This window comes from Actinoplanes auranticolor, assembly GCF_018332655.1.
Taxonomy (GTDB): Bacteria; Actinomycetota; Actinomycetes; order Mycobacteriales; family Micromonosporaceae; genus Actinoplanes; species Actinoplanes auranticolor.
The window spans coordinates 1-22,477 of record NZ_BOQL01000040.1; the positions used below are offsets into that span (position 1 = coordinate 1).

Sequence of the window (22,477 nt, forward strand, 5' to 3'; positions counted from 1 at the left end):
CCAACGTCCCCGGACATCACATCTAGCGCGTTTCTGTCGTACCGCTGCGGCGTCCGCCGGCATGATCCGCTACGCCGGAATCGGCCCTTTTGTCGGCTAAGCCATGGCATCGTGATGTGGTGGCAAAGACGCAGTACTACACCGCGACCAGCATCGACGGCTTCACCGCCGATCTGGACAATTCGCTCGACTGGCTGTTCGAGGTCGACGAGGGCACGGACAACCCGTTCGGCGCGTTCTTCTCCGGCGTGGGCGCCTTCGCGATGGGCGCCGCCACGTACGAGTGGGTGCTGAAGAACGACAACGTGCTCGAGGAGCCGGAGAACTGGCACGAGATGTACGGCGACGTACCGTGCTGGGTCTTCACCCACCGCGAGCTCCCGCCGGTGCCGGACGCCAACGTCTTCATGGTCAGCGGTGACGTGCAGCGGGTGCACCAGGCGATGATGGTCGCCGCCCAGGGCCGCAACGTCTGGCTGGCCGGCGGCGGCGACCTGGTCAGCGAGTTCGCGGACGCGGGCCTGCTCGACGAGATCATCCTGGCCATGGCCCCGGTGATGCTCGGCGCGGGTACGCCGCTGCTGCCCCGCCGGCTGACCTCGCAGCAGCTGGCGCTGACCCACGTCGCCCAGATGGGCCAGTTCGCCTACCTGACCTACGCGGTGGGCTCCCTGGCCAAGCTGGGCCGCCACCTGGCCGCGGACGCCCTGGCCCGGGAACCCGCCTACCGCTGACCCGGCCGACCGGCCGGCGAGCGGTCAGAAGAGGTCTCGCCGGCCCGCCATGGCCACCGTCGTGCTGATCGGTGGCGGGGCCGCGACCACCACGCACCGCCCGCCCCGGGCCAGCAGCACTCCCCGCACCGCGTCCAGAATGCCCTCGACCCGCTCCGGCGCGAGCGTCCCCGGCAGCACCGCGTGCACAGTGCCCATCCCGGCCGAGCCGCGCACCGGCACCGCCATCCCGGCCACGTCCCGCAGCGCATAGACCGCCGCATGCAGATCAGCGATGGACACAGCGATCCGCAGCGCCACGTCATCGCGCCCGAACGGGTATCTGCCCCACCACCTCGGCGCCGTCGGCGTCACCGCGGTCGCGCCGCCCAGGACCGTGGCCAGCCGCCGGGCACGCTCGCCGGCGTCCGCCGCATCGCCCTCCAGCAGCACCGCCAGTGCACCGGCCGGCTGCGTCGCCGTGCGGCTGCCGGCCGGGACCGGCAGGTCGACCTCGATGGCGCTCGGCGAGAGGCGCTGCGCCAGCGTCGCCTCGACCACGTCGTGGACCTGCAGCGGCGTGGCGACCGGCACGTTCACCCAGCGCCGGGCCGCCGGCAGCGGCTGCAGGCGGACAGCGGCCGAGACGATCACGCCGGCCACCTCCGCGATGCCGGGGCTGCCGTTCTCGCCGTCCGATTCCGCCGGCATCCCTTCGATGTCCACGTAACTGATCCGGTCGACCTGGGCCGCCGGGCTGCCGTACCGGTGGCGGAGCGGTCCCGACTCGTTCACCGCGAGCATGCCGCCGATCGTCGCCTCCGGCGACGGCGGGTCGACCGCCAGGCGCTGACCGCGCAGCGCCAGCGCGGCCTGCACCGCACGCACCGGTGTGCCCGTGCCGATCTGTGCTGTCATCCCCGCCGGGCCGTGGTCCCAGATGCCGTCCAGGCGGCGGGTGTCCAGCAGCAGGTCGATGCCCTGCGGCGGGGCACCCCAGTCGATTTTGGAGCCGCTGCCCCTCGCCACCACCGCCAGGCCGCGCTCGGCGGCCAGCCGCAGCGTGTCCATCACAGCGCGGGTGGTCGCCGGTGCCGCGACGAAGCTCGCCAGGTGGCCGGCCACCATGTCCGGGGCGGCCGCCTCACGGGCGAAGTCGGGACCACATATGTCGATCAGCGCGCGCAACAGCGGCTCACGCCCGGGAAGCGCGGTCACCATCAGCCCTCCCCCGAAGATCGCACAGGTCGAAGATCGTCCACTCTGGCATATCGTACACATGTTCGAATGGCGAGGGGAGACGTGCGTGTGACCGCCCCGGGCTGCGCCCTCCCGGTAACGTGGTTCAGCGTGACCACCGACATGCCCACGACCCCGCCAGCGGTCCGTCAGGTGCCCGCTGAGCGCACCTTCCACGGCGACACCGTCACGGATGAGTTCTCCTGGCTCGCCGAGAAGGAGAACCCGGACACCATCGCCTACCTCGAGGCGGAGAACGCCTGGACCAAGGCGGCGACAGCGCACCTCACCGACCTGCAGGACACGATCTTCAACGAGATCAAGGGCCGCACCCAGGAGACGGACCTGTCGGTGCCGAGCCGCAAGGGCGGCTACTGGTACTACACCCGCACGGTCGAGGGCAAGCAGTACGGCATCCAGTGCCGCGTCGCCGCCGCACCGGGTGACGTCGACCCGCCCGCCACCGGGGACGGCGCCCCGCTGCCCGGCGAGGAGGTGCTGCTCGACGGCAACGAGCTCGCCGAGGGCAAGCAGTTCTTCGCGCTCGGCACGTTCGACGTCAGCCCGGCCGGTGACCGCCTCGCCTACTCGGTCGACTTCGACGGCGACGAGCGCTTCGTCCTCAAGGTCAAGGATCTGCGCACCGGCGAGGTGCTCAGCGACGAGGTGCCCGACACCTTCTACGGCAGTGCGTGGTCGGCCGACGGCTCCACGCTCTTCTACATCACCGTCGACGACGCCTGGCGGCCCAACAAGGTGTGGCGGCACATCGTCGGGCAGGCCGCTGCGGACGACGTGGTCGTCTACGAGGAGGCCGACGAGCGCTTCTGGGTCGGGGTGGAGCTCACCCGCAGCGAGAAGTTCATCGTCATCGACGCCAACAGCAAGGTCACCAGCGAGGTACGCGTCATCGACGCGGCCCGGCCCACCGCCGAGCCCGCCGTCATCCGCGAGCGGGTCCAGGGCGTCGAGTATTCCGTCGAGCACCACGGTCACCGCTTCCTGATCCTGCACAACGAGAACGCCGAGGACTTCGCGCTCGCGTACACCTCGGTGGACAACCCGGGCGACTGGGTGGAGCTGATCGGTCACCAGCCCGGCACCCGGCTGGAGTCCGTCGACGCGTTCCAGCGGCACCTGGTCGTCTCGCAGCGCCGCGACGGGCTCACCGGGCTGCGGGTGCTCGCTGACGGCAGCACCGACAGCTACGACATGCAGTTCCCGGAGCCGATCTACAGTGTCGGCCTCGCGGGGAACCCCGAGTACGACACGAACATCGTGCGGATCAGCTACACCTCGATGGTCACCCCGGAGTCCGTCTACGACGTAGACCTGATCACCCGCGCGATGGTGCTGCGCAAGCAGAAGCCGGTGCTGGGCGGGTACGACCCGGCGGACTACGAGCAGTTCCGCGAGTGGGCGGTGGCCGACGACGGCACCAAGGTGCCGATCTCCGTCGTGGCCCGCAAGGGCACGCCGCGCAACGGCACCGCGCCGCTGCTGCTGTACGGCTACGGCTCGTACGAGATGAGCATGGACCCGTACTTCTCCATCGCCCGTCTGTCGCTGCTGGACCGCGGCGTCGTCTACGCCATCGCGCACATCCGCGGCGGCGGCGAGATGGGCCGGCGCTGGTACGAAGAGGGCAAGATGCTCACGAAGAAGAACACCTTCACCGACTTCGTGGCCTGCGCGCGGGCGCTCGTGGCCTCGTCGTGGACCACGCCCGAGCGGCTGGTGGCCCGCGGCGGCTCGGCCGGCGGTCTGCTGATGGGCGCGGTGGCGAACATCGCGCCGGAGGCGTTCGCGGGCATCGTCGCGCAGGTGCCCTTCGTGGACCCGCTGACGTCCATCCTGGACCCCTCGCTGCCGCTGACGGTGACGGAGTGGGAGGAGTGGGGCAACCCGCTCGAGAACGCCGACGTGTACGCCTACATGAAGTCCTACAGCCCGTACGAGAACGTCGCGAAGCTGGCGTACCCGAAGATCCTGGCCGTGACCAGCCTGAACGACACCCGGGTGCTCTACCACGAGCCGGCCAAGTGGATCGCCCGGCTGCGGTCGGTGGCGCCCGACGGGTCGTACCTGCTGAAGACCGAGATGGGCGCCGGGCACGGCGGCCCCAGCGGCCGTTACGACTCGTGGAAGGAAGAGGCGTTCGTGCTCGCCTGGACCCTGGACACCGTCGGCCTCACCTGATCGGGGTGGCCCGGCCCGCCGGGGCCGGGCCACCGCCTCAGGCGACCCGCAGTTCGTCCAGGTCGGTGCTGCGCCGCAGCAGCAGCAGACCCACCCCGACGACCAGCAGCATGACCGCGACGGCGCCGCCCCCGAGCACCAGCAGATCGTCCAGGGGTACGGGCACCGCCCTGGTCACCACCGGGTGCTCCACCCAGCTCGGCGATCCTGGGTAGCAGTCGCTCGGACCGCCGGAGCAGGTCGCGCCGCCCCTTCCGGTGGCCTCGGCGGGGACGACCGCCCGCAGCAGGCTCACTCCCACCGTGAGGGCCACGAGGACCGCCGGCACCAGCGGGGCCAGCGTCTGCCAGGCGATCGAGGCGCCCAGGACCCCGCGCGGCACCCCGGCGGCGATCAGCCCGGCGTAGGTGCGGCGCCGGGCGACGATGCTCTCGGCCAGCGCGACCATGATCCCGGCCGCCGCGACCAGCGCTCCCACGACGACAGCGATCCGCACCAGGTCCACCGCGTTCCGGAAGAAACTCTCCTGGTCGGACTCCGCCACGATGTCCTCACGACGGGCCAGAGCCTCGTTCGTCACGGCGAAATGGGTCACCATGTAGGCGCGGTAGGCCAGCACGCCGGCCCCGACCACCAGCGCGGCCAGCAGCGCCGACAGGGTGCGGCTGCCGTTCCAGGGATCCGCCATCAGGTTCCGCCCGGCCAGCAGCATCGCGGGCCGGCGGCCGAAGCGGTGCAGCAGCCGGCCGGCGGTGTAGGCGATCCAGCCCGTACCGATGATCACGCCGGCCACGGCCAGCAGCACGCCCACGAAGGCGACGACGAGGGCCAGGTCCCCGCCGGCGGTGTCGTCGAGGCGGGCGAGGAACGCGCCGAGCGGCCGGATCACGAGCGGCGCGAACACCCCGACGAGGATGAGCACCCCGGGCCAGAGCCGTGGGGACTGCGACCGGACCCGGCGGACCACCCCGAGCGGCGTGATGATCACCCGGCGCAGCAGAAACGCGCCGATCAGGGCGGCGAGCACCGGCACCAGCACCAGCACCCCGGTGAAGGCGAGCGCGGACGGCAGCACGTCGGTCGGCAGGGGCAGCCGGCCGTCCGCCGGCCGCCGGTGCAGCAGGACCCGGAGCAGCAGGAACGCGCCGGTGCCGACGATCGAGCCGAGCAGCGCGGCGGCCGCCGTCTCGGCCGCGGCGATCCGGACCGCCTGGCCCGGGGTCGCGCCGGCCAGCCGCATCGCGGCCAGCCGCCGGTCCCGGGCCGGGCTGCCGAAACGGATGCTCTGGCCGGCCAGGAAGAGCACCGGTACGGCCAGCATCAGCAGGGTGAACACGACTCCGGGCCGCAGCCCCGGCTCGCGGAGCAGGGAGTTGCTGTACACCTCGTTCAAGATGTCGGAGCCGTCCTGCTCGGTGCCCAGCTCCGGCACGGCCACCACAGCCGCCGCCGCCAGCAGCACCACGGCGGCCGGGGCCGAGCTCACCGCCGTGAAGGTCATCCGGACCTTGTCGGTGCGGCCCCCGGCGACGGCCAGCTGGGCCAGTGTCGCCGCTTTCACGAGCCGATTCCCAGGCCGAGACCGCTGTGGTCGACCACGCCGTCCCGCAGGGCGATCTCGCGATCCGCGTACGCGGCGACCTGCGCGTCGTGGGTCACCAGCAGGACGGAGGTGCCCTGCTGGCGGGCGATGTGCACGATCTCGGTGAGCACCTGCTCGCCGGTCAGCACGTCGAGCGCGCCGGTCGGCTCGTCGGCGAAGAGCACCTTGGGCTCGGTGACCAGCGCCCGGGCCACCGCACAACGCTGCTGCTGCCCGCCGGACATCTTGCCGGGCAGTTGGTCGGCCAGATCACCGACGCCGAAGCGGCCGAGCCACAGAGTCGCCGCCTTCCGTGCTTCTCGCCGCCCCGAGCCGGCGAGAAGCAACGGAAGAGCGACGTTCTCGGCGGCCGTCAGCTCGGGCACCAGCTGGCCGAACTGGAACAGCACCCCGAACTCGGTCCGCCGCAGCCTGGACCGGCTCGCCTCGCTCAGGAGGCCGAGGTCCTGGTCGCGGTAGCGCACCTCACCGGCGTCGGCCCGGAGGATCCCGGCCAGGCAGTGCAGCAGGGTGGACTTGCCGCAACCGCTCGGGCCCGTGACGGCGACGATCTCGCCCGCGCCGATCTCGAGGTCGATGCCCCGCAGCGCCGGGGTGGGCCCGTACGAGCGCTGCAGTCCGGTTCCCTGGAGCAGGGCGGTCATGTGATCACCTCTCGGTGCAGATCGGTGATGCGCAGCAGCGTGGCCTGCAGCCAGCGCAGATCCGCATCGAGGTGGGCGATGGCGTAGTCGGCGGCGACGACGTCACCGGCGGTCGAATCCCGGGTGGTCTTGATCGCGGTCAGCTCGCGCATCCGGGTGGTGTGGGCGGTGCGCTGGGCGACCAGGTAGTCGGTCGCCGCGGTCGTCCCGCTGGCGAGCAGGCTGACGACAACCTTCGCGAAGAGGACGCTGTTCACGTACGGGGCCGGCGGCTCGATGGCGGCGAGCCACTCGCCGAGCTTTTCGCGCCCGGCGTCGGTGATCGCGTACGTAGTGCGGTCGGGGCCACCGTCGCGGTCCTGGCCGGCCTGCTCGACGAGACCGTCCCGCTCCAGCCGCCCGAGGGTCGCGTAGACCTGCCCGAAGGCCAGCGGTTTGGCCTGCGGCAGCCGGGTGTCGTGGGCTCGTTTGAGGTCGTAGCCGTGCTGTGGCCCGACGGAGAGCAACCCCAGGAGCAAGTGGGACGTGGACATGGCCCTCACTATTCACTGAGTGAATAGCTGGCGTCAAGTCATCGTGTTATGCGTTGCGTCAGGAAAAAGTTACGAGGCGCTACGGCGCAGCGCGACGACCGCGATGTCGTCGGCCTGCTCCCCCGCGCCGGCGAGATTGACCAGCAGCCGCTGGCAGAAGGCGTCCAGGCTGGGCTCCACCCGGGTCGCGCAGTTCGCCAGCGCACTCAGCCCCACGTCGATGTCCGCGTCCCGGCGTTCGATCAGGCCGTCCGTGTAGAGCACCAGCGTGCCCCCGGGCGGCAGGATGAACTCCAGGTCGGCCGGCCGGGGCGCGTTGATGCCCAGCAGCGGGCCGCGCGGCTGGAGGAAGTGGGCCTCGCCCGCCACATGCAGCAGCGGCGGCAGGTGGCCCGCGCTGGCCAGGCGTACGCGGCCGGTGTCCGGTTCCAGGGTGAGCAGGCACAGCGTCGCCGACTCGGCCGGCAGCACCGTCCGCATGAAGCGGTTGACCAGCTCCAGCACCGCGCCCGGCGGATGGCCCTCCACCGCGTACGCGCGGACGGCGTGCCGCACCTCGGCCATCACCGTCGCCGCGTGCAGCGAGTGGCCGGCCACGTCCCCGATCGCGACCAGCAGCCGGCCGTCCAGCATGGTCAGCTCGTAGAAGTCGCCGCCGACCTCGGTCTGCGCGCCGGCCGGCTCGTAGCGGACCGCCAGCTCCAGCCCCGGCACGTCGGGCAGGCGGGACTGCAGCAGGCTGCGCTGCAGGGTGACGGCGATCCGGTGCTCCTCGTCGTACGAGCGCTGCGCCTCCACCGCGGCCGCCACCGCCTGCGCGAGCTGGCGCAGCACCGGAAAGCCCGGGCTCTGCGTGCTCGCCGGCACGGCCACGTAGACCGGCGTACGGTCGCCGCGCAGCCGGGCCGCCGCCACCGCGACCGACTCGCCCTCCGGCCACGGGCCGGCGTCGCTCCAGGCGGCCGGCTCGTCGGTACGCAGGGTGGACCCGACGGCGATCTCGTGGTGCTCGACCGGCCATGACCGCACCGTCGCGGGGGCGCCGTTCGCCACCGCGGCCAGGCCGTCACCGTCGGCCGCCTCGGCCACGACCACCACCGGTCCGCCGAAGATCTCGTGGGCCCCGTCGGCCGCCGCCTGCAGCAGGCCCGGCAGCGTCGAGGCGGAGTTGATGGCCAGCGTCGTCTCCGCCAGCCGGACCATCCGGGCGGCCAGCGTCTCGGCGCGCTGCCGGGCCCGGTAGTAGCGCAGGACGGCCTGGGCCGTGGCGATGAGCTCGTCCGGCTCGATCGGCTCGACCAGGTACGCGTCCGCGCCCCGGTTCAGGCCCTGGGTCCGGTCCACCACGTCCACCGCGTGCGCCGACACGTGGATGACCGGCAGGATGCCGTACTCGGGATCGGTCTTGATCCGCTCGCAGACCTCGAAGCCGTTCATGTCCGGCAGCTTGACGTCGAGCACGACCAGGTCGATGTCCGCCTCGGTGAGCCGGAGCAGCGCCTCCCCGCCGGTCTCCGCCTCGACCACCGAGAACCCGGCCCGCGACAGCCAGCTCACCAGCAGGTAGCGCTTGGTGGCGCTGTCATCGACGACCAGCACAGTGGCCGGGGTCATGGCGACACCGGCAGGGAGACCGTGAAGGTGCTGCCCTTGCCCGGTTCGGAGGAGACCCGCAGCGCGCCGCCGAGGATGCCGACCAGCCGGCGGGCGTACGGCAGCCCCAGCCCGGTGCCCTTGCCGCTCAGCGCCTGGCTGCCGGGCACCTGATAGAACTCCTCGAAGATGCGTTCCTGCAGCTCGGGCGCGATGCCGGCCCCGGTGTCGGCCACCGTGAACTCGATCTCGCCGCCGACCCGGGTGGCGGCCAGCCGCACCGAACCCTCGGCGGTGAACTTGATCGCGTTGGTGAGCAGGTTGCGCAGCACCTGGGCGAGCAGCACCTCGTCGGAGTGCAGCCGCGGCACGGCGGGCTCCTCCACCACGAAGTCGACCCCGGGCCGGGTGGCCAGCGGACGCAGGGTGCCGCGGAGCTGGCCGAAGACCGCCTTGAGGTCGACGTCGCTCCAGTTCGGCTCGAGCCGGCCGGCCTCCGCCTTGGCCAGGTCCAGCAGGTCGTTGACCAGGGACAGCAGGTCGGCGGCGGAGCCCCGGATGAGCTCCACCTGGCGCTCCTGCTCGGAGGTGAGCGGGTCGGAGGCGTCGTCGCTGAGCAGCCGGCCGAGGCCGATGATCGCGGTCACCGGCGCCCGCAGCTCGTGGCTGACGTTGGCCAGGAAGCGGCTCTTGGCCTCGCTGGCCGCGCGCAGCTGCACGGACTTCTCGTCCAGCTCGTTGTAGAGCGCGACGACGCCCCGGTTGGTCTCCTCCAGCTCGTCGGAGAGCTGGTGGTAGAGGGCCATCACGCCCCGGTTGGTCTCCTCCAGCTCGGCGTTCAGCCGGGCCAGGTCGTCGCGCTGCGCGCGTACCTCGTCCAGGGTCGCGATGAGCTGCTGGTTCTGCACCGCGAGCTCGTCGAACGGGGATCCCGGCACGTGTCCGGTGAGTTCGCTACGAATGTCATCCATACGGCCGGGACTCAGGACCGGGGCGTTCGGCGGGAGTCGACGTGACATCCGCACGATCGTTCCGGTCTCGCCATCCCTTACCTCCATCGAGTCGACCAGGCGTGCGACCTGTGCCAGCTGAGCGGCGAGCTGGTCCGCGTCCCCGTGCGCGGCGTGTTCCAGCTTCACCGTCAGTGCAGGTACCCCGTCCGGGCTCGCCGCGAACACCACCTCGGTCTCGCGGCCCGCCGCGACCAGCAACCGGCCGACCTCGCTGAGCGCGGTGGCCAGGCGGATCTGATCCTGGTCCTCCAGGCCGACCAACCGGCCCACCTCGCGACCCAGCTGCCGCACGGCGAACACATCCTGCTCCACCCGGATCCGCGTGCTCACCAGCGGATCGGGGCTGTTCATGACACACGCGCCACGAGGACGCCGGCGTCGTCGCGCCGGGTGCCCGCGTCGCGCAAGACGGTCGCCGCGATGACCTGCGGGGAGTGCGAGAGCAGACCCGGATAGTCGGTCGCCTTCCAGCGATCGACCACGCCGTCGGAGTGCATCAGCACGATGCCGCCGGCCGGCAGCGGGTAGTCGTACTCGCGGATCTGCCGGCGCTGGTGCCCGACGATGCCGGGCAGCGAGACCATGCCGCGCCGGCTGCCGTCCGGGTTGAGCACCGTGCCGGCGATGTTGCCCAGGCCGGCATAGCGGACCAGGCCGGCGCCGGGGTCGAGCTCCGCCACGGCGAGCGCGGCACCCCGGGTGTGGCTGAGCTTGCGGTGCAGCGCCTCCACGACGGCGGCGGGCGGCGCGGCGGGGGTGTCGGCGAAGACCCGGACCGCTTCCTGGGTGGCCGCGTGGGCGAGCCGCCCGTGCCCGAGCCCGTCGCAGACCAGCACCTGCCGGCGGCCCTCGGCCTCGCGCACGGCGAAGCCGTCACCGCTGACCGGCTCGCCGGCCAGCGCCCGGGTCAGCCCGGCCGCCCAGGCCTGCGGCGGGGTCTCGCCGGCCCACACCTGCAGGGCCATGACAGTGCCCTGTCCCGGTACGGAATGCAGGTCGCACCAGCTCGACTGGCGCACGATGGCGCCGAGGCCGATGCCCAGCGTGCCGGCCGTGGAGTGCCCGTCGCCGATGGAACGTGTGATGTCGGCCATGCCGGGGCCCCGGTCCAGGGCCAGAATCTCCACCCCGGCCCGGTTCGGTACGCGCACCGGGCGCAGCAGCAGGGTCCCTTCGTCGGCGTGCTTGACGAGGTTGCTCGCGGCCTCGGTGGCGACGATGGCGAGATCGGCGATGCGTGCGGCGGGCATACCCAGCTCGGTGGCGAGCCTCTCTGCGGCCCGGCGGACCGCTGCGGCCGTACCGGCGGCTTCCACCCGGAACCAGACTCCCGCGTCGAGGAGTCCCTCGGGTAGCACTGCCACCGCGCCTCCGCTCATCGGCACCACTTGATCACGCTGATCGTCGTACCTTGACCGACTGCGGTGTCGATGTCGAACTCGTCGACCAGCCGGCGCGCCCCGCTCAGACCCAGACCCAGGCCACCGCCGGTGGTGTAGCCGTCGGTCAGCGCCAGATCCAGGTCGGGTATGCCCGGTCCCTGATCGCTGAAGACGATCCGGATGCCGCTGCGGCGACCGTTGTCGACCCGGCCGGCCGCGACGGTCCCACCGCCACCGTAGACCAGGGTGTTGCGCGCCAGCTCACTGGCGGCCGTGACGAGTTTGGTCTGATCGACCAGGGAGAGCTTGACCGACACGGCAAGGGTGCGGACCAGCTGGCGGACCCGGACGACATCCTGGTCGGAGCGGATGGCCAGAGTCTCCATCGCGGCGATGTCGTCCCCGGCCGTCACGATGCGGCTACGACGGCCTCGTCGGCGTCGTCCTCGTCGTCATCGATGTCCTTGAATTCGAAGTCCCTTTCGCGGGCGAGCAGCGCCATGCCGAGTTCCACGTTCAGCGCCGTGCGGATGCCGGGCAGCGACAGACCGAGCTCGACGAGGGTGATGGCCACCGCGGGGCGCATGCCGACGACCACCGTCTCGGCGTCCAGCACCCGGGAGATCGAGGCGATGGTGGCCAGCGTGCGGCCCACGAACGAGTCGACGATGTCCAGGGCGCTGATGTCGATGATCACGCCGTGGCAGCCGGTCTCGACGATCCGGTCGGCCAGATCCTCCTGCAGCTGCAGGGCGGTCTGGTCCTCCATGTCGATCTGGATCGACACCAGCAGGATGTCGCCGATCTTCAGGACCGGTACGCGTTCCACGGCTCAGCTCTCCCGGCGTCCGGCACCGCGCCGGCCGGCGTTGACGTCGGCCTTGCGCAGGACGTGGCGCAGGGCGTCGGCGAGGCTCGCCTTGGTGGCGATGTCACCGAACTCGATGCCCAGCGCCACGATGGTCTGGGCGATCTGGGGGCGGATGCCGGAGATGATGCAGTCGGCGCCCATCAGCCGGGCGGCCACCACGGTCTTGAGGATGTGCTGGGCGACCTGGGTGTCCACGGCCGGGACCCCGGTGATGTCGATGATCGCGTACGGCGAGCCGGTGTCCACCAGGGTCTGCAGCAGGCGTTCCATCACCACCTGGGCGCGGGCGGAGTCCAGGGTGCCGACCAGTGGGACGGCCACGACGCCCTCCCACAGCTTCACCACCGGGGTGGAGAGCTCCAGCAGCTGCTCGGCCTGATCGGAGATCAGCTCCTCGCGCGCACGGACGTAGCTGTCGAAGGTGAACAGCCCGGCCCGGTCGACGAAGGCCGAGAAGGAGACGTAGTCACGCAGCGTAGTCGCATTGATGTCCCCGTCCTGGCCCAGAACCGTCAGCATGGCCTCCTTGAGGGCGAAGATGCTGACCGCCGTCTCGGTGGCGCTGAAGCCCTGCCGGGCGCGGGTGTTGGACAGCTCGCTGAGCAGCCCGCGCAGCTCTCCCGCGGCGTCGGCCTCCAGATCGCCCGCCCCGCCGGCGAGCGCCGACTGGAAGCCTTTCTGCAGCTCCGCGATCTGCCGGTGGAGCTCGGCGTGGCTGAGCCGGCCGCGCAGCAGGGTCGCCACCGCATCGGTCCAGGCGGTGGTCAGCGCATCGCCGTTACTCTCCAGCAGTCCGGCGAAGCGTCCTACCTCATCGGTACTCAGCGCCACCGCCGCCTCCCTGATAGTCATCATTCCTGGGAGCGGCCCCGCGAGTCGCGGGCAGTCGTCACCGAGGGACGGCCGGACTTTACCACCGTGTCCGCGGTTACTTGCTGTAGGCCAACTAAAATCTCGGCACCAACTCGGTCCCCGTTCTGCGCACCCGTCCCGCCGTGGAGTAGCGTTCGGGACATAACTGGAGGTCCTGAATGTCCTTGACGGTACAAACGGAACAGCGCGGCGAAATGGTCGTCGTGTCGGTCGCCGGTGAACTCGACATGGCCACCGCGCCGCAGCTCCAGGACCAGATCAGCGACCTGCTGGAGAAGGGGCGCACCCGTCTGGTCTTCGACCTCGCGGACGTGTCGTTCTGCGACTCCACCGGGCTGTCGGTCTTCGTGCGCGCGAAGAACAGCACCGACGACGCCGGCGGGGTCGTGCGCCTGGCCGCCCCGCAACGCGGGGTGCTGCGCATCCTCGAGGTCAGCGGCCTGGTCGAGGTCCTGCACACCTACCCGACGGTGGACGAGGCCGTGACGGCCGAGGAGCCCGCGCTCGACTGAGCCGATCCGCCTGGTTTGTCTGCGACGGACCATGGGAAACTCCTGCCCGGCGAACCCCCGCCTCACGCGCAGGAGTGACTCTTGTCCATGCTCAAAGGCTTCAAAGACTTCATCATGCGGGGCAACGTCGTTGACCTCGCCGTCGGCATCGTCATCGGCGCGGCCTTCACCGCGGTCGTCACCGCCTTCACCAACGCCTTCCTCAAGCCGCTGATCCAGCTTCTCGGCGGCGGGACCGGCGCCTCGGCGGGCACCTGGGACGTCGACGGCGTGAAGTTCGACTACGCCAGCTTCATCAACGCGGTCATCACGTTCCTGCTGACCGCGGCGGTGCTCTACTTCCTCGTCGTCTTCCCGCTCAACAAGCTGGCCGAGCGGCGCAAGCGGGGCGAGGAGCCGCCGCCGGAGGCCCCGAGCGAAGAGGTGAAGCTGCTCACCGAGATCCGCGACGCGCTGGTCCGCCAGCAGGTCGCGCCGGGTGCGGTCAACGACATCCTGGGCCGGCACCAGCAGCAGGACCCGCCGCAGCGCTGATTCCGCGAAAAGATCAACCCACCCGGCACTGTTCGAACAGATGTTCGATACAGTGCCGGGATGGAACAGCGTAAGCACTGGTGGAACGGCAGGTGGGGCCGCATCGCCCGCAAGGACGTCTACCTGCGGACGAGCGGTGACCAGTGGTACGTCGAGCAGCGCGCCGGCGGCTCGGACGGCGTCTCGCACTTCTTCGAGTACGACAGTGAGGACGCCGCGCTGGACATGGTGCGGGCGTTGCTGGTCGGCCCGGACGAGTGGCGCGAGCTGTCGGTCCGCCCGCCCACCCGCTAGGCAGCCCGGCGTCGTTCCGCGTCCCGGCCCGGCACCGGCGCGGCGGCGGTGAGCGGTCCACGCGGCACCAGGCGCAGCTTCGGCACAGCCGGCTCGGGCACCTGTTCCTCCTGGACGAAGTGCCAGCCGTTGCCACCGGCCACCCGGTCACCGGGCGGGCGGGCCGAGTCGCCGCCGACCCGCGAGAGCGCCACCACGATCAGGTAGCCCAGCAGCACGAAACCGTGGCTGACCAGCCGCGCCGTGTCGACCCGGGCCGCCGAGAGGTCGTTGACCGACAGCAGCAGGAGCATGCCGACGAAGGCGGTCAGCATCGGCACCAGGCCGGTTGACCGGCTGCGGCGCAGCGCGATGAAGAGGAAGCCCGCCCCGACGGCGACGTTCCAGGCCGCCGACTCGTGCCACAGGTGCCCGGGCGTCGCGTCCAGCCCGGTGTGCACATGGGCGCTGCTGGCCCCGCCACCGACCTGGGCCAGCCCGAGGATGAGCTGGACCGCGCCGACCGCCGCGAGGGCGACGAAGAGCGGCCCGGAGCCGAGCCGCCGGCGACTGCGCGCCGGGGCGGACGGCAGGGCAGCCAGGATGGCCGCACTGAGGTCGGGCACGTCCGGCACGAGGCCCGTACGGGTCAGCCGGTTGACCGTGGCCGCCTGTTCCAGCCACTCCCGGCAGCCGGCACAGCCGGCCAGATGCTGCTCGACCCGCGGCCGATCGGCCGGGTCGTCCTCGCCGTCCAGCTGCGCGGACACCAACTCGCGCCACCGCTCACACGCCATACCCCCATAGTCGCCCGCCGAGGGCTCCTGGTTCCCGCGGGTTCAGTGCAGGTCGGGCCGCTGCACGCTGGGACCGCCGAGCTGGCTGCCGGAGTTGCCCATCAGCCGCTTGCGTTCCCGGAACGCCCGCAGGTTGGCCGTGTTTCCGCAGGTGCTGACGTCGTGCCAGACGCCGCTGTTGTTGCGCGAGGTGTCGAAGAAGGCGGCCCGGCAGTCGACGTTGTGGCACAGCTTGAGTCGGGGCCAGAGGCCGGCCTGCTGGGCGAGCAGGGCTTCGGCCCACAGAGCCGAGGCGAGCCATCGGGTGCCCCGGCCGCTGGGCACCATCCGCACCCAGCCGTCGGCGTCGGGCACCAGGCTGACCGGCACGTCGGCGGGCGGCAGGGCGCCGTCCGGCTCGGGGTTACGCCCCCCGGCCAGGATGACGTTCTCGAAGGTGGTCCGCAGCCGGCGCAGTGAGCGCATGTCGGTCGAGGACAGCAGGATCACCGGCGCGGGCAGACCGGCCACCCGAGACCAGGTGCCGAGCGCGTCGGTCAGCCACCGCTGCGCGTCGTCGGCGCTGCCGAGCAGGTCCGGGGCGAAGGACATGCCACCGCGGGTGTTCACCAGATCCTGCAGCAGGGCGAGGCCGGCGGGCGCCTCGCGGACGCCGTGCCGGGCACTCGCCTTCCATGACATAGGCGAAGGGTACTTGATTCTTTTTCACCCCAGCATCCACCGGTCGCACGATCGATCGGGGGGCTTCAGCCGCCGGATTGGAACTCAATCCGGCTCACCGCCCGCTGACCGCCGCCTGATCGCGCGGGCCGCCCCACCCCTCGGCGGTACGGCCCGCGCCCGTCACAACGCGTGCTCGATCAGGTCGACCGCGGCGTGCGGATCGTCGACCTCGAGGACCAGCCGGGCGTACTGCTCGTCCTCGAGCTGGATGACGATCGCCTTCCGGGCGTCGCGCACGTCCCAGAAGATCCGCTCGCCGCCGGAGTGGAACGTCCCGGCCACGATGACGCCGGGCATGTGGGTGCCGGGCGAGCGCACGCCCTTGGGCTCGCCCATGATGCCCGGATCGACGGTGGCGCCCCGCACGTTGGTCAGCGGGACGGTGATCCTGCTCTTGAGCGCCCAGACCTTGTTCAGCCCCTCGATCTCCACGATCAGATCGCCGCCCTCGATGCGTACGTGTGCCATGACGTCACTCCCCCACGAATTCCGGCGCGGGCCCGATGGCCCGCGTCCGCAGCAGCAGGCCCAGGGCCTGGTCCAGATCCGCCCGGGCGTCCCGCAGCCGGGCCAGGGCCCGGCTCGTCTCCACGGCCACCTCGGGATCGACGGGTGCCCGCTCGACCAGCGCCAGCAACAGCAGCCCGAGATCCGGTCCCGCGGTGGCGATCCGGTGCACTGCCGCGTCGATGCCGGTCGTCGCCGCGAAGACCTCCGCCGCCGCGGCGACGTCCCGGTCGACGTGCTGCCGCAGCGCGGCCAGATAGAGCCCGCGCTTGCTGCCGAACGTCTTGTAGAGGCTGCCGCGGTGCACCCCGAGGTGGCTGACCAGGTCGTCGACGCTGGTGCCGGCGAAGCTCTGCCGCCCGAACAGCCCGACGGCTGCGCGCACGGCCTCATCCTCGTCGAATCCCCGTGGCCGGCCCATGCCCCTACGATAAGCCGTTCGAGAACGATCAGTCAAGAACGATCGTTCTCAAATCTCCCTTGACGGGGCGGTGGCCACACTGAGAGGTTTCGCGTGTGACCATGCGACGAGCTCTGACGTACGCGACGACGGTGGCCGCCCTCGTCACGCTGGCGGCCGGGTGCGACTCCGGCGGCTCCGAGCAGGCCGCCGCGCCCACGTCCGTGCCCGCCACCGCGCCGTCGCCGGCCGCGTCGCCCAGCCCGAGCCCGACCGCTTCGCCCAGCCAGAGCACGAGTCCGAGCACGAAACCCACCGCGGCGCCGAAACCGGAGAAGCTGAAGACCGGCGTCAAGGGCGCCCGGGTCGTGGCGCTGCAGCAGCGCCTGACCGACCTCGGCTACTGGAACGGCAAGGCCGACGGCACCTTCGGCGGCCGCACCCAGCAGGCGGTCTACGCGCTGCAGAAGGCGGCGGGCCTGGGCCGCGACGGCGTCGTCGGGCCCAAAACCCAGAAAGCCCTCGACCAGGGGGTACGGCCCGAGGCGAAGAGCAACAAGGGCCGGGTCATCGAGATCAACCTCAAGCGTCAGCTGCTGATGCTGGTCGACGACGGCACTGTCAGCCACATCTTCAACACCTCGACCGGCTCGATGGAGCGCTACGAGCAGAACGGCGCGATGTTCCTGGCCGACACCCCCAGCGGCAAGTTCCGGGTGTCGCGGCAGATCGACGGCTGGCGGCACGCACCGCTGGGTCTGCTCTGGCGGCCGAAGTACTTCAACGGCGGCATCGCCGTGCACGGGGCGAACAGCGTGCCGCCGTACCCGGCCTCGCACGGCTGCGCCCGGCTGTCCATCGCCGCGATGAACTGGCTGTGGAACAACGACAAGATCCCGATCGACACCCGGGTCTGGGTCTACTGAGCGACCCGCGGCGGAAACCCGGGCAAGATCCTTGCTAACCGTCGATCCTGGTGATGTTGCGGATCTTGTTGCTGGCGTCCAGGGCCGCCACTTTGTACGCCTCCGACAGCGTCGGGTAGTTGAACACCGTGTCGACCAGGTAGTCGACCGTGCCACCACAGCCCATCACGGCCTGGCCGATGTGCACGATGTCGGTGGCCGCCGTGCCGAAGACGTGCACGCCGAGCAGCCGGCCGTCGTCGGGCGAGACGAGCAGCTTCAGCATCCCGTACGAGTCGCCGACGATCTGCCCGCGGGCCAGCTCGCGATAGCGGGCGATGCCCACCTCGAACGGGGTCGCGCTGTCGGTCAGCTCGTCCTCGGTCTTCCCGACGAAGCTGATCTCCGGGATCGTGTAGATGCCGATCGGCTGCAGCTCGTGCATCTCGCGCGCCGGCTCGCCGCACGCGTGCTGGGCCGCGAGCCGCCCCTGCTCCATCGAGGTCGAGGCGAGCGCGGGGAAGCCGATGACGTCCCCGACGGCATAGATGTTGTCGACCGCGGTGCGGTAGTTGGTGTCCACGTCGATCCGGCCGCGCTTGTCGGCGCTCAGCCCGGCGGCCTCCAGCGCCAGGTCGTCGGTCTGACCCTGGCGACCGGCCGAGTACATCACCGTGTCGGCGGCGATCTTCTTGCCGCTCTTGAGGATGCACAGGGCGGCGGTCTGGTGGCGCTCGACGGCGGCGACCTCCTCGCCGAACCGGAACGTCACCGACAGGTCGCGCAGGTGGTACTTCAGCGACTCGACGATCTCCTCGTCGCAGAACTCGAGCATCTTCTCCCGGCGCTCGACCACGGTGACCTTGGTGCCCAGGGCGGCGAACATGGAGGCGTACTCCATGCCGATCACCCCGGCGCCGACCACGACCATGCTGCGCGGCACCTTCTCCAGGTTGATCACGCCGTCGGAGTCGACGATGGTCCGGTCGTCGAAGTCGACGCTGTCCGGCCGGGCCGGCCGGGTGCCCGCGGCAATGACGATCTTGTCGGCGCTGACCTTGGTGTCGTGCCCGGTGCCGCCGTCGAGCCAGATGGCGTGCGCGTCGGCGAAGCGGCCCGTACCGGTGAGCATCGCGATGTGGTTGCGGGCGAGCTGGTTGCGGATGACGTCGGTCTGCCGGGTGATCACGTGCTGGGTCCGCGCCGCGAGGTCGCTGACCGTGATCTGCTCCTTGACCCGGTAGCTGCTGCCGTACAGGTCGCGCTGGCTCAGGCCGGTCAGGTAGAGCACGGCCTCACGCAGGGTCTTGGACGGCACCGTCCCGGTGTTGATGCACACCCCGCCGAGCATGTCGCGACGGTCGACGATGGCGACCCGCTTGCCCAGCTTGGCGGCGGCGATGGCGGCCTTCTGACCGCTGGGCCCGGAGCCCAGCACCAACAGGTCGTAGTCATACACGGGCCTCAGCGTGGCAGGATCTTCCGGCCCGCGCCCGCGCTATTGCGCGTTTTCGCACATATCCTTGATCGGGATATCCATCTCCGGCGCGTGCCCGGGCGGCCAGGGCGATCCGTAGAGCTCGGCGCACATGACCACGGTCATCCACGGCACCCAGGGCCCGCGCAGCATGACCGGCTGAGCGCCCTGGAAGTAGAGGTTGACCGACCAGTCGAGCGGGTTGGGCTGGATCATGATCAGCGAGCGGAAGTCGTACGCGGAGTCGCCGACCAGCACCCGCTGACTGGTGACGGTCACGGCCCGCCGCTCCCCGTCGCTCCAGCCGGCCCGGGCCGCGCTGCTCTGCTCGGTGCTGTGCCCGGTGAAGAACAGTCCACCGCTGGCGAAGATGCTGCTCGAATAGTCCACCTTGGTGGAGAAGTACGCGGACACGTCGGCCAGGAAGGAGCCGTACTGCTTCTCCTCCGGCTGCAGCTCGACCGTCGGCGTCACGGCGACCGGGTGACCACCCCGCTGCACATGCCGGACCAGCATGGACATGGAACGCCAACCGGCGTCCGTCTGCCCGGCGGTGTACACCCGGGTGGGCACTGTGGCTGGGTCTGAGTTCACCAGCAGAGCCTGGCACGCCGAAATGGTGGATGACCAGCGACTTCGCTCTGCCGTGAGCTGAATTGTCCGGAGCGGGCGGGTTAACTGCCCGAACGTCCGGTGTGCGGGCGCCGGTGCGGCGAACCGATGATGGGGACATGCGGCGTGTCATGGTTGAGCACTTGTCCTGCCTGGTCTCCGAACCGGACGGTCCGCCGGTGGTGCTGTTGCACGGACTGGCCGGAAGCGCCCGGGAGATGACGGTGACGCTGCCCGGCCACCAGGTCATCGCCCCTGACCAGCGCGGTCACGGCCACAGCATCCGGCGCCCGGCGGACCTGTCCCGCGAGGCGTACGTGGCCGACGTGGCCCGGGTCGTCGAGGCGCTGGCCGGCGGTGGCCCGGTGGCCCTGGCCGGCCAGTCGATGGGCGCCCACACCGCGATGCTGACCGCGGCGCGGCATCCCGAGCTGGTCAGCCGGCTGGTCATGCTGGAGGGCGGGGTCGGCGGGAGCGAGGACGACTACCCCGGTCGGCTGGGCAAGTGGTTCGCCTCCTGGCCGGTGCCGTTCCCGTCCCGTACGGCCGCGGTCGAGTTCCTGGGGGCCGGATCCCTGGCCCGCGCCTGGGCCGAGGAGCTGGAGCACCGGCCGGACGGCTACTGGCCGCGGTTCGACGCCGACATCATGGAGGCCGCCATCCGGGAGGTCGCCGCGACCGCGCAATGGGAGAGCTGGCAGCGGCTGCGCGTGCCGACCCTGCTGGTCCGCGGCGCGGAGAGCCGGATCCCGGACGAGGAGGTCGCGCGGATGCTCGAACTGCGTCCCGACGTCGAGCTGGTGACGATCCCGGACTCGGGCCATGACGTCCACCTCGACCAGCCGGCGGCCTGGCAGCGCCTGCTGGGTGAATTCCTGGATCGGTGACCGCCACGTGCATCCAGCGCCCCGGCCGGGGGCGAACACCAGGAGGCGGCACCCGCCGCTGACCGGTACGGATGACGAAAGGCGCGTTGATGAACATCGCTCGACTGGCCACCCGCATCGCCGCAGGAGCCACGGCCACCGTTCTCGCCTCCGCTGCTCTCGGGGCGCCCGCGCAGGCCCACGGCAAGACCAAACCGCTCGGCACCAAGTCGCTCGCCGCCGTACTCACCGCGGACAAGAGCGGCTTCGACCGCAACTCGAAGGACTTCGACGTGCTCACCGCGGCGGTGCTCGCGGTGCTGGACGCCAAGCCCGCCAGCCCGGTCAAGGTTCTCACCGACGGCACGGTCGCCCTGACCGCCTTCTTACCCACCGACGGTGCGTTCCGTCAGCTCGCCCAGGAGGTCAGCAAGTCCCGCAAGCTGCCTACCGAGAAGGCGGCGTTCACCACGGTCGCCGGCCTGGGCATCGACACCGTCGAGGCGGTGCTGCTCTACCACGTCGTGCCGGGTGCCACGGTCGACCGCAAGGCCGCGCTCAAGGCCGACGGGGCCAAGCTCACCACCGCCGCGGGCTCGACGATCACCGTCGACGTCTACCGGGCGTGGTGGCGCACCAAGAAGGTGGCCCTGATCGACGCCGACCGTAACGACCGCAACCCGCGGGTCGTCGCCTTCGACATCAACAAGGGCAACAAGCAGATCGCGCACGCCATCGACCGCGTGCTGCGCCCGGTCGACCTGCCCTGATCGTGCCCGTCCTCTAGGTGCGCGCGGCGCGACGCAGGAATTCGGCGTTCGTGCTGGTCGCCTTGAGGTGGTCGAGCAACTGCCGCATGCTCTGCTTGCGGTCCTCACCACCGAGTGCCCGGCGGAGTTGGTGCATCAGGGCCAGCTCCGCCGGCGCCACCAGCGCCTCGTCGTGCCGGGTGCCCGAGCCGGTCACGTCGATCGCCGGGAACAGCCGGGACTCGGCCAGCGACCGGTCGAGCTTGAGCTCGGCGTTGCCGGTGCTCTTGAACTCCTCGAAGATGACGGTGTCCATCGCCGACCCGGTGTCGACCAGCGCGGTCGCGATGATGGTCAGCGAGCCGCCGTGCTCGATGTTGCGGGCGGCGCCGAGGAAACGCTTCGGCGGATACAGCGCGGTGGAGTCCAGACCACCGGACATCGTGCGGCCGCGGCCCGGCGCGGCCAGGTTGTACGACCGGCCCAGCCGGGTGATCGAGTCCAGCAGCACGACCACGTCCCGGCCGGCCTCGACCAGGCGCTTGGCCCGCTCGATGGCGAGCTCGGCCAGGGCGGTGTGATCCGTCGGCGGCCGGTCGAAGGTGGCCGCGACGACCTCGCCGTGCACCGAGCGCTGCATGTCGGTGACCTCTTCGGGCCGCTCGTCCACGAGCACCACCATCAGGTGCGCCTCGGGATTGTTGCGCGTGATGGCGTTGGCGATCGCCTGCAGCACCATCGTCTTGCCGGCCTTGGGCGGCGACACGATCAGCGCGCGCTGGCCCTTGCCGATGGGCATCACCAGGTCGATGACCCGGGTGGTCAGGACGTGCGGCTCGGTCTCGAGCCGCAACCGCTCCTGCGGGTACAGAGCGGTCAGCTTGTAGAAATCGGGACGGCGGGTGGCCCGTAGCGGGTCCTCGCCGTTGATGGTGACGACGTCGAGGGTGGCCGGCTTGCGGCCGCTGGGGACGTGCGCGATGCCGGTGACATGGTCACCGCGGCGCAGGCCGTGGCTGCGAACCTGAGCCGACGACACCGCGATGTCGTCGGGGCCGGGCAGATAGCCGTCGGCGCGCAGCCAGGCCTTGTCGTCGACGATGTCGAGCAGACCGTCGACCGCGACATCGGCGCCGGGGGCGCCGGGGCCGGTGTCGGCCGGCCGGTTTCGCGGGCCGGTGCCGGTGGGCCGGCGGCGGGTATGGGAGGTTCGGCGTTCGCCGGAGCGAACGTCACGCTCTGTCATGGGGCTCTCCTCATCTGAGGTACGCGGATACGCGTGGGCGCGGCTGCGGAAAATCAACGACAGCTCGTGCGCCGGGAAAAAGAAACGGGGGCCGGTGTCTGGAACTCGGCCGATCGGGATTCCCAGGGGCGGTAGCGCCGCCTACATCCAGGTCCTGACTGCGCTAAAGGTAGCGTGCCCGGGCCACCGCCACAAGGACCGAGCACCGCCGTA

25 protein-coding genes are annotated in these 22,477 nt (G+C 71.1%); 8 read left to right on the forward strand and 17 right to left on the reverse strand.

The annotated features are described in order from the left end of the window. The first annotated feature begins 119 nt into the window (after nt 1-119). Nucleotides 120-734: a dihydrofolate reductase family protein gene (locus Aau02nite_RS24610; protein WP_212990929.1), complete on the forward strand. Its 615-nt coding sequence runs from the start codon at nt 120-122 to the stop codon at nt 732-734. A 24-nt stretch (nt 735-758) separates the two neighbouring features. Here the strand turns inward: Aau02nite_RS24610 and Aau02nite_RS24615 are convergent, their stop codons facing one another. After that, nucleotides 759-1,934 carry an FAD-binding oxidoreductase gene (locus tag Aau02nite_RS24615; protein WP_212990930.1) on the reverse strand — a complete coding sequence of 392 codons (1,176 nt, stop codon included), beginning with the start codon at nt 1,932-1,934 and terminating at the stop codon, nt 759-761. Between the two features lie 129 nt (nt 1,935-2,063). Between Aau02nite_RS24615 and Aau02nite_RS24620 the strand changes: the two genes are divergently transcribed. Next, the gene (locus Aau02nite_RS24620) at nt 2,064-4,151 is read left to right on the forward strand and encodes a S9 family peptidase (RefSeq protein WP_212990931.1); all 2,088 of its coding nucleotides are present in this window, start codon (nt 2,064-2,066) and stop codon (nt 4,149-4,151) included. A gap of 37 nt (nt 4,152-4,188) precedes the next feature. On the opposite strand, the gene Aau02nite_RS24625 is transcribed toward Aau02nite_RS24620, so the two are convergent. The 9 genes from Aau02nite_RS24625 to Aau02nite_RS24665 all read right to left on the reverse strand — a co-directional run bounded on the left by Aau02nite_RS24625 (nt 4,189) and on the right by Aau02nite_RS24665 (nt 12,621). Continuing rightward, nucleotides 4,189-5,712 (reverse strand): FtsX-like permease family protein, encoded by a 1,524-nt coding sequence (locus Aau02nite_RS24625; protein WP_212990932.1) that lies wholly within the window; start codon nt 5,710-5,712, stop codon nt 4,189-4,191. Further along, entirely contained in the window at nt 5,709-6,398 is a 690-nt protein-coding gene (locus Aau02nite_RS24630; RefSeq protein ID WP_212990933.1) for an ABC transporter ATP-binding protein, read from the reverse strand. The genes Aau02nite_RS24625 and Aau02nite_RS24630 overlap by 4 nt, the downstream gene beginning before the upstream one ends. Further along, a complete protein-coding gene (locus tag Aau02nite_RS24635; protein WP_212990934.1) occupies nt 6,395-6,931 on the reverse strand; it encodes a PadR family transcriptional regulator in 537 nt (178 codons plus the stop codon). The genes Aau02nite_RS24630 and Aau02nite_RS24635 overlap by 4 nt, the downstream gene beginning before the upstream one ends. Before the next feature lie 69 nt (nt 6,932-7,000). Further along, nucleotides 7,001-8,545: a fused response regulator/phosphatase gene (locus Aau02nite_RS24640; RefSeq protein ID WP_212990935.1), complete on the reverse strand. Its 1,545-nt coding sequence runs from the start codon at nt 8,543-8,545 to the stop codon at nt 7,001-7,003. Further along, nucleotides 8,542-9,888, reverse strand: a complete 1,347-nt coding sequence (locus Aau02nite_RS24645; RefSeq protein ID WP_212990936.1) for a sensor histidine kinase — start codon at nt 9,886-9,888, stop codon at nt 8,542-8,544. The genes Aau02nite_RS24640 and Aau02nite_RS24645 overlap by 4 nt, the downstream gene beginning before the upstream one ends. After that, nucleotides 9,885-10,916 carry a SpoIIE family protein phosphatase gene (locus Aau02nite_RS24650; RefSeq protein ID WP_212990937.1) on the reverse strand — a complete coding sequence of 344 codons (1,032 nt, stop codon included), beginning with the start codon at nt 10,914-10,916 and terminating at the stop codon, nt 9,885-9,887. The genes Aau02nite_RS24645 and Aau02nite_RS24650 overlap by 4 nt, the downstream gene beginning before the upstream one ends. Then, nucleotides 10,913-11,305: an anti-sigma regulatory factor gene (locus Aau02nite_RS24655; protein ID WP_212990982.1), complete on the reverse strand. Its 393-nt coding sequence runs from the start codon at nt 11,303-11,305 to the stop codon at nt 10,913-10,915. Before Aau02nite_RS24655 ends, Aau02nite_RS24650 begins: the two co-directional genes overlap by 4 nt. A 23-nt stretch (nt 11,306-11,328) precedes the next feature. Beyond that, a complete protein-coding gene (locus Aau02nite_RS24660; RefSeq protein WP_212990938.1) occupies nt 11,329-11,748 on the reverse strand; it encodes an STAS domain-containing protein in 420 nt (139 codons plus the stop codon). A 3-nt stretch (nt 11,749-11,751) separates the two neighbouring features. Further along, nucleotides 11,752-12,621, reverse strand: coding sequence for an STAS domain-containing protein (locus Aau02nite_RS24665; RefSeq protein ID WP_212990939.1), 870 nt, complete (start codon nt 12,619-12,621; stop codon nt 11,752-11,754). A gap of 200 nt (nt 12,622-12,821) precedes the next feature. Between Aau02nite_RS24665 and Aau02nite_RS24670 the strand changes: the two genes are divergently transcribed. The 3 genes from Aau02nite_RS24670 (at nt 12,822) to Aau02nite_RS24680 (ending at nt 14,003) form a co-directional block, all read left to right on the forward strand. Continuing rightward, nucleotides 12,822-13,175 (forward strand): anti-sigma factor antagonist, encoded by a 354-nt coding sequence (locus tag Aau02nite_RS24670; RefSeq protein WP_212990940.1) that lies wholly within the window; start codon nt 12,822-12,824, stop codon nt 13,173-13,175. Nucleotides 13,176-13,262: 87 nt separating this feature from the next. Next, the gene (gene mscL, locus Aau02nite_RS24675; protein ID WP_212990983.1) at nt 13,263-13,709 is read left to right on the forward strand and encodes a large conductance mechanosensitive channel protein MscL; all 447 of its coding nucleotides are present in this window, start codon (nt 13,263-13,265) and stop codon (nt 13,707-13,709) included. 60 nt (nt 13,710-13,769) lie between these two features. Next, the gene (locus tag Aau02nite_RS24680) at nt 13,770-14,003 is read left to right on the forward strand and encodes a hypothetical protein (RefSeq protein ID WP_212990941.1); all 234 of its coding nucleotides are present in this window, start codon (nt 13,770-13,772) and stop codon (nt 14,001-14,003) included. On the opposite strand, the gene Aau02nite_RS24685 is transcribed toward Aau02nite_RS24680, so the two are convergent. The 4 genes from Aau02nite_RS24685 to Aau02nite_RS24700 all read right to left on the reverse strand — a co-directional run bounded on the left by Aau02nite_RS24685 (nt 14,000) and on the right by Aau02nite_RS24700 (nt 16,430). Continuing rightward, on the reverse strand, nt 14,000-14,779 hold the full coding sequence (locus Aau02nite_RS24685; protein ID WP_212990942.1) for a zf-HC2 domain-containing protein: 780 nt from the start codon (nt 14,777-14,779) through the stop codon (nt 14,000-14,002). The two genes, Aau02nite_RS24680 and Aau02nite_RS24685, sit on opposite strands and share 4 nt — an antisense overlap. 42 nt (nt 14,780-14,821) lie before the next feature. Further along, on the reverse strand, nt 14,822-15,460 hold the full coding sequence (locus Aau02nite_RS24690; RefSeq protein ID WP_212990943.1) for a CGNR zinc finger domain-containing protein: 639 nt from the start codon (nt 15,458-15,460) through the stop codon (nt 14,822-14,824). Between the two features lie 162 nt (nt 15,461-15,622). Beyond that, the gene (locus Aau02nite_RS24695) at nt 15,623-15,970 is read right to left on the reverse strand and encodes a hypothetical protein (protein WP_212990944.1); all 348 of its coding nucleotides are present in this window, start codon (nt 15,968-15,970) and stop codon (nt 15,623-15,625) included. A gap of 4 nt (nt 15,971-15,974) precedes the next feature. Then, complete coding sequence (locus tag Aau02nite_RS24700; RefSeq protein ID WP_212990945.1) at nt 15,975-16,430, reverse strand: TetR/AcrR family transcriptional regulator; 456 nt, start codon at nt 16,428-16,430, stop codon at nt 15,975-15,977. Nucleotides 16,431-16,531: 101 nt separating this feature from the next. Here Aau02nite_RS24700 and Aau02nite_RS24705 point away from each other — a divergent pair, with 101 nt between their 5' ends. After that, nucleotides 16,532-17,335 carry a L,D-transpeptidase family protein gene (locus tag Aau02nite_RS24705; RefSeq protein ID WP_212990946.1) on the forward strand — a complete coding sequence of 268 codons (804 nt, stop codon included), beginning with the start codon at nt 16,532-16,534 and terminating at the stop codon, nt 17,333-17,335. Between the two features lie 34 nt (nt 17,336-17,369). Here the strand turns inward: Aau02nite_RS24705 and sthA are convergent, their stop codons facing one another. Both sthA and Aau02nite_RS24715 read right to left on the reverse strand, forming a co-directional pair. Continuing rightward, nucleotides 17,370-18,773 carry a Si-specific NAD(P)(+) transhydrogenase gene (gene sthA / locus Aau02nite_RS24710; RefSeq protein ID WP_212990947.1) on the reverse strand — a complete coding sequence of 468 codons (1,404 nt, stop codon included), beginning with the start codon at nt 18,771-18,773 and terminating at the stop codon, nt 17,370-17,372. 39 nt (nt 18,774-18,812) lie between these two features. After that, nucleotides 18,813-19,385 (reverse strand): hypothetical protein, encoded by a 573-nt coding sequence (locus Aau02nite_RS24715; RefSeq protein ID WP_212990948.1) that lies wholly within the window; start codon nt 19,383-19,385, stop codon nt 18,813-18,815. A gap of 137 nt (nt 19,386-19,522) precedes the next feature. Between Aau02nite_RS24715 and Aau02nite_RS24720 the strand changes: the two genes are divergently transcribed. Together Aau02nite_RS24720 and Aau02nite_RS24725 are read left to right on the forward strand one after the other, a co-directional pair. Then, nucleotides 19,523-20,290, forward strand: coding sequence for an alpha/beta fold hydrolase (locus Aau02nite_RS24720; RefSeq protein ID WP_212990949.1), 768 nt, complete (start codon nt 19,523-19,525; stop codon nt 20,288-20,290). A gap of 89 nt (nt 20,291-20,379) precedes the next feature. Further along, nucleotides 20,380-21,039, forward strand: a complete 660-nt coding sequence (locus tag Aau02nite_RS24725; RefSeq protein ID WP_212990950.1) for a fasciclin domain-containing protein — start codon at nt 20,380-20,382, stop codon at nt 21,037-21,039. 13 nt (nt 21,040-21,052) lie between these two features. Here the strand turns inward: Aau02nite_RS24725 and rho are convergent, their stop codons facing one another. After that, a complete protein-coding gene (rho, locus tag Aau02nite_RS24730) occupies nt 21,053-22,264 on the reverse strand; it encodes a transcription termination factor Rho (protein WP_212990951.1) in 1,212 nt (403 codons plus the stop codon). Between the last annotated feature and the right edge of the window lie 213 nt (nt 22,265-22,477).

Coding starts and splice junctions, on each gene's coding strand:
- Aau02nite_RS24615 (WP_212990930.1), bottom strand. CDS start 1,934: ATGGTGACCGCGCTTCCCGGGCGTGAGCCGCTGTTGCGCGCGCTGATC.
- Aau02nite_RS24630 (WP_212990933.1), bottom strand. CDS start 6,398: ATGACCGCCCTGCTCCAGGGAACCGGACTGCAGCGCTCGTACGGGCCC.
- Aau02nite_RS24635 (WP_212990934.1), bottom strand. CDS start 6,931: ATGTCCACGTCCCACTTGCTCCTGGGGTTGCTCTCCGTCGGGCCACAG.
- Aau02nite_RS24640 (WP_212990935.1), bottom strand. CDS start 8,545: ATGACCCCGGCCACTGTGCTGGTCGTCGATGACAGCGCCACCAAGCGC.
- Aau02nite_RS24645 (WP_212990936.1), bottom strand. CDS start 9,888: ATGAACAGCCCCGATCCGCTGGTGAGCACGCGGATCCGGGTGGAGCAG.
- Aau02nite_RS24650 (WP_212990937.1), bottom strand. CDS start 10,916: ATGAGCGGAGGCGCGGTGGCAGTGCTACCCGAGGGACTCCTCGACGCG.
- Aau02nite_RS24655 (WP_212990982.1), bottom strand. CDS start 11,305: ATGGAGACTCTGGCCATCCGCTCCGACCAGGATGTCGTCCGGGTCCGC.
- Aau02nite_RS24670 (WP_212990940.1), top strand. CDS start 12,822: ATGTCCTTGACGGTACAAACGGAACAGCGCGGCGAAATGGTCGTCGTG.
- mscL (WP_212990983.1), top strand. CDS start 13,263: ATGCTCAAAGGCTTCAAAGACTTCATCATGCGGGGCAACGTCGTTGAC.
- Aau02nite_RS24680 (WP_212990941.1), top strand. CDS start 13,770: ATGGAACAGCGTAAGCACTGGTGGAACGGCAGGTGGGGCCGCATCGCC.
- Aau02nite_RS24685 (WP_212990942.1), bottom strand. CDS start 14,779: ATGGCGTGTGAGCGGTGGCGCGAGTTGGTGTCCGCGCAGCTGGACGGC.
- Aau02nite_RS24690 (WP_212990943.1), bottom strand. CDS start 15,460: ATGTCATGGAAGGCGAGTGCCCGGCACGGCGTCCGCGAGGCGCCCGCC.
- Aau02nite_RS24695 (WP_212990944.1), bottom strand. CDS start 15,970: ATGGCACACGTACGCATCGAGGGCGGCGATCTGATCGTGGAGATCGAG.
- Aau02nite_RS24700 (WP_212990945.1), bottom strand. CDS start 16,430: ATGGGCCGGCCACGGGGATTCGACGAGGATGAGGCCGTGCGCGCAGCC.
- Aau02nite_RS24705 (WP_212990946.1), top strand. CDS start 16,532: ATGCGACGAGCTCTGACGTACGCGACGACGGTGGCCGCCCTCGTCACG.
- Aau02nite_RS24720 (WP_212990949.1), top strand. CDS start 19,523: ATGCGGCGTGTCATGGTTGAGCACTTGTCCTGCCTGGTCTCCGAACCG.
- Aau02nite_RS24725 (WP_212990950.1), top strand. CDS start 20,380: ATGAACATCGCTCGACTGGCCACCCGCATCGCCGCAGGAGCCACGGCC.
- rho (WP_212990951.1), bottom strand. CDS start 22,264: ATGACAGAGCGTGACGTTCGCTCCGGCGAACGCCGAACCTCCCATACC.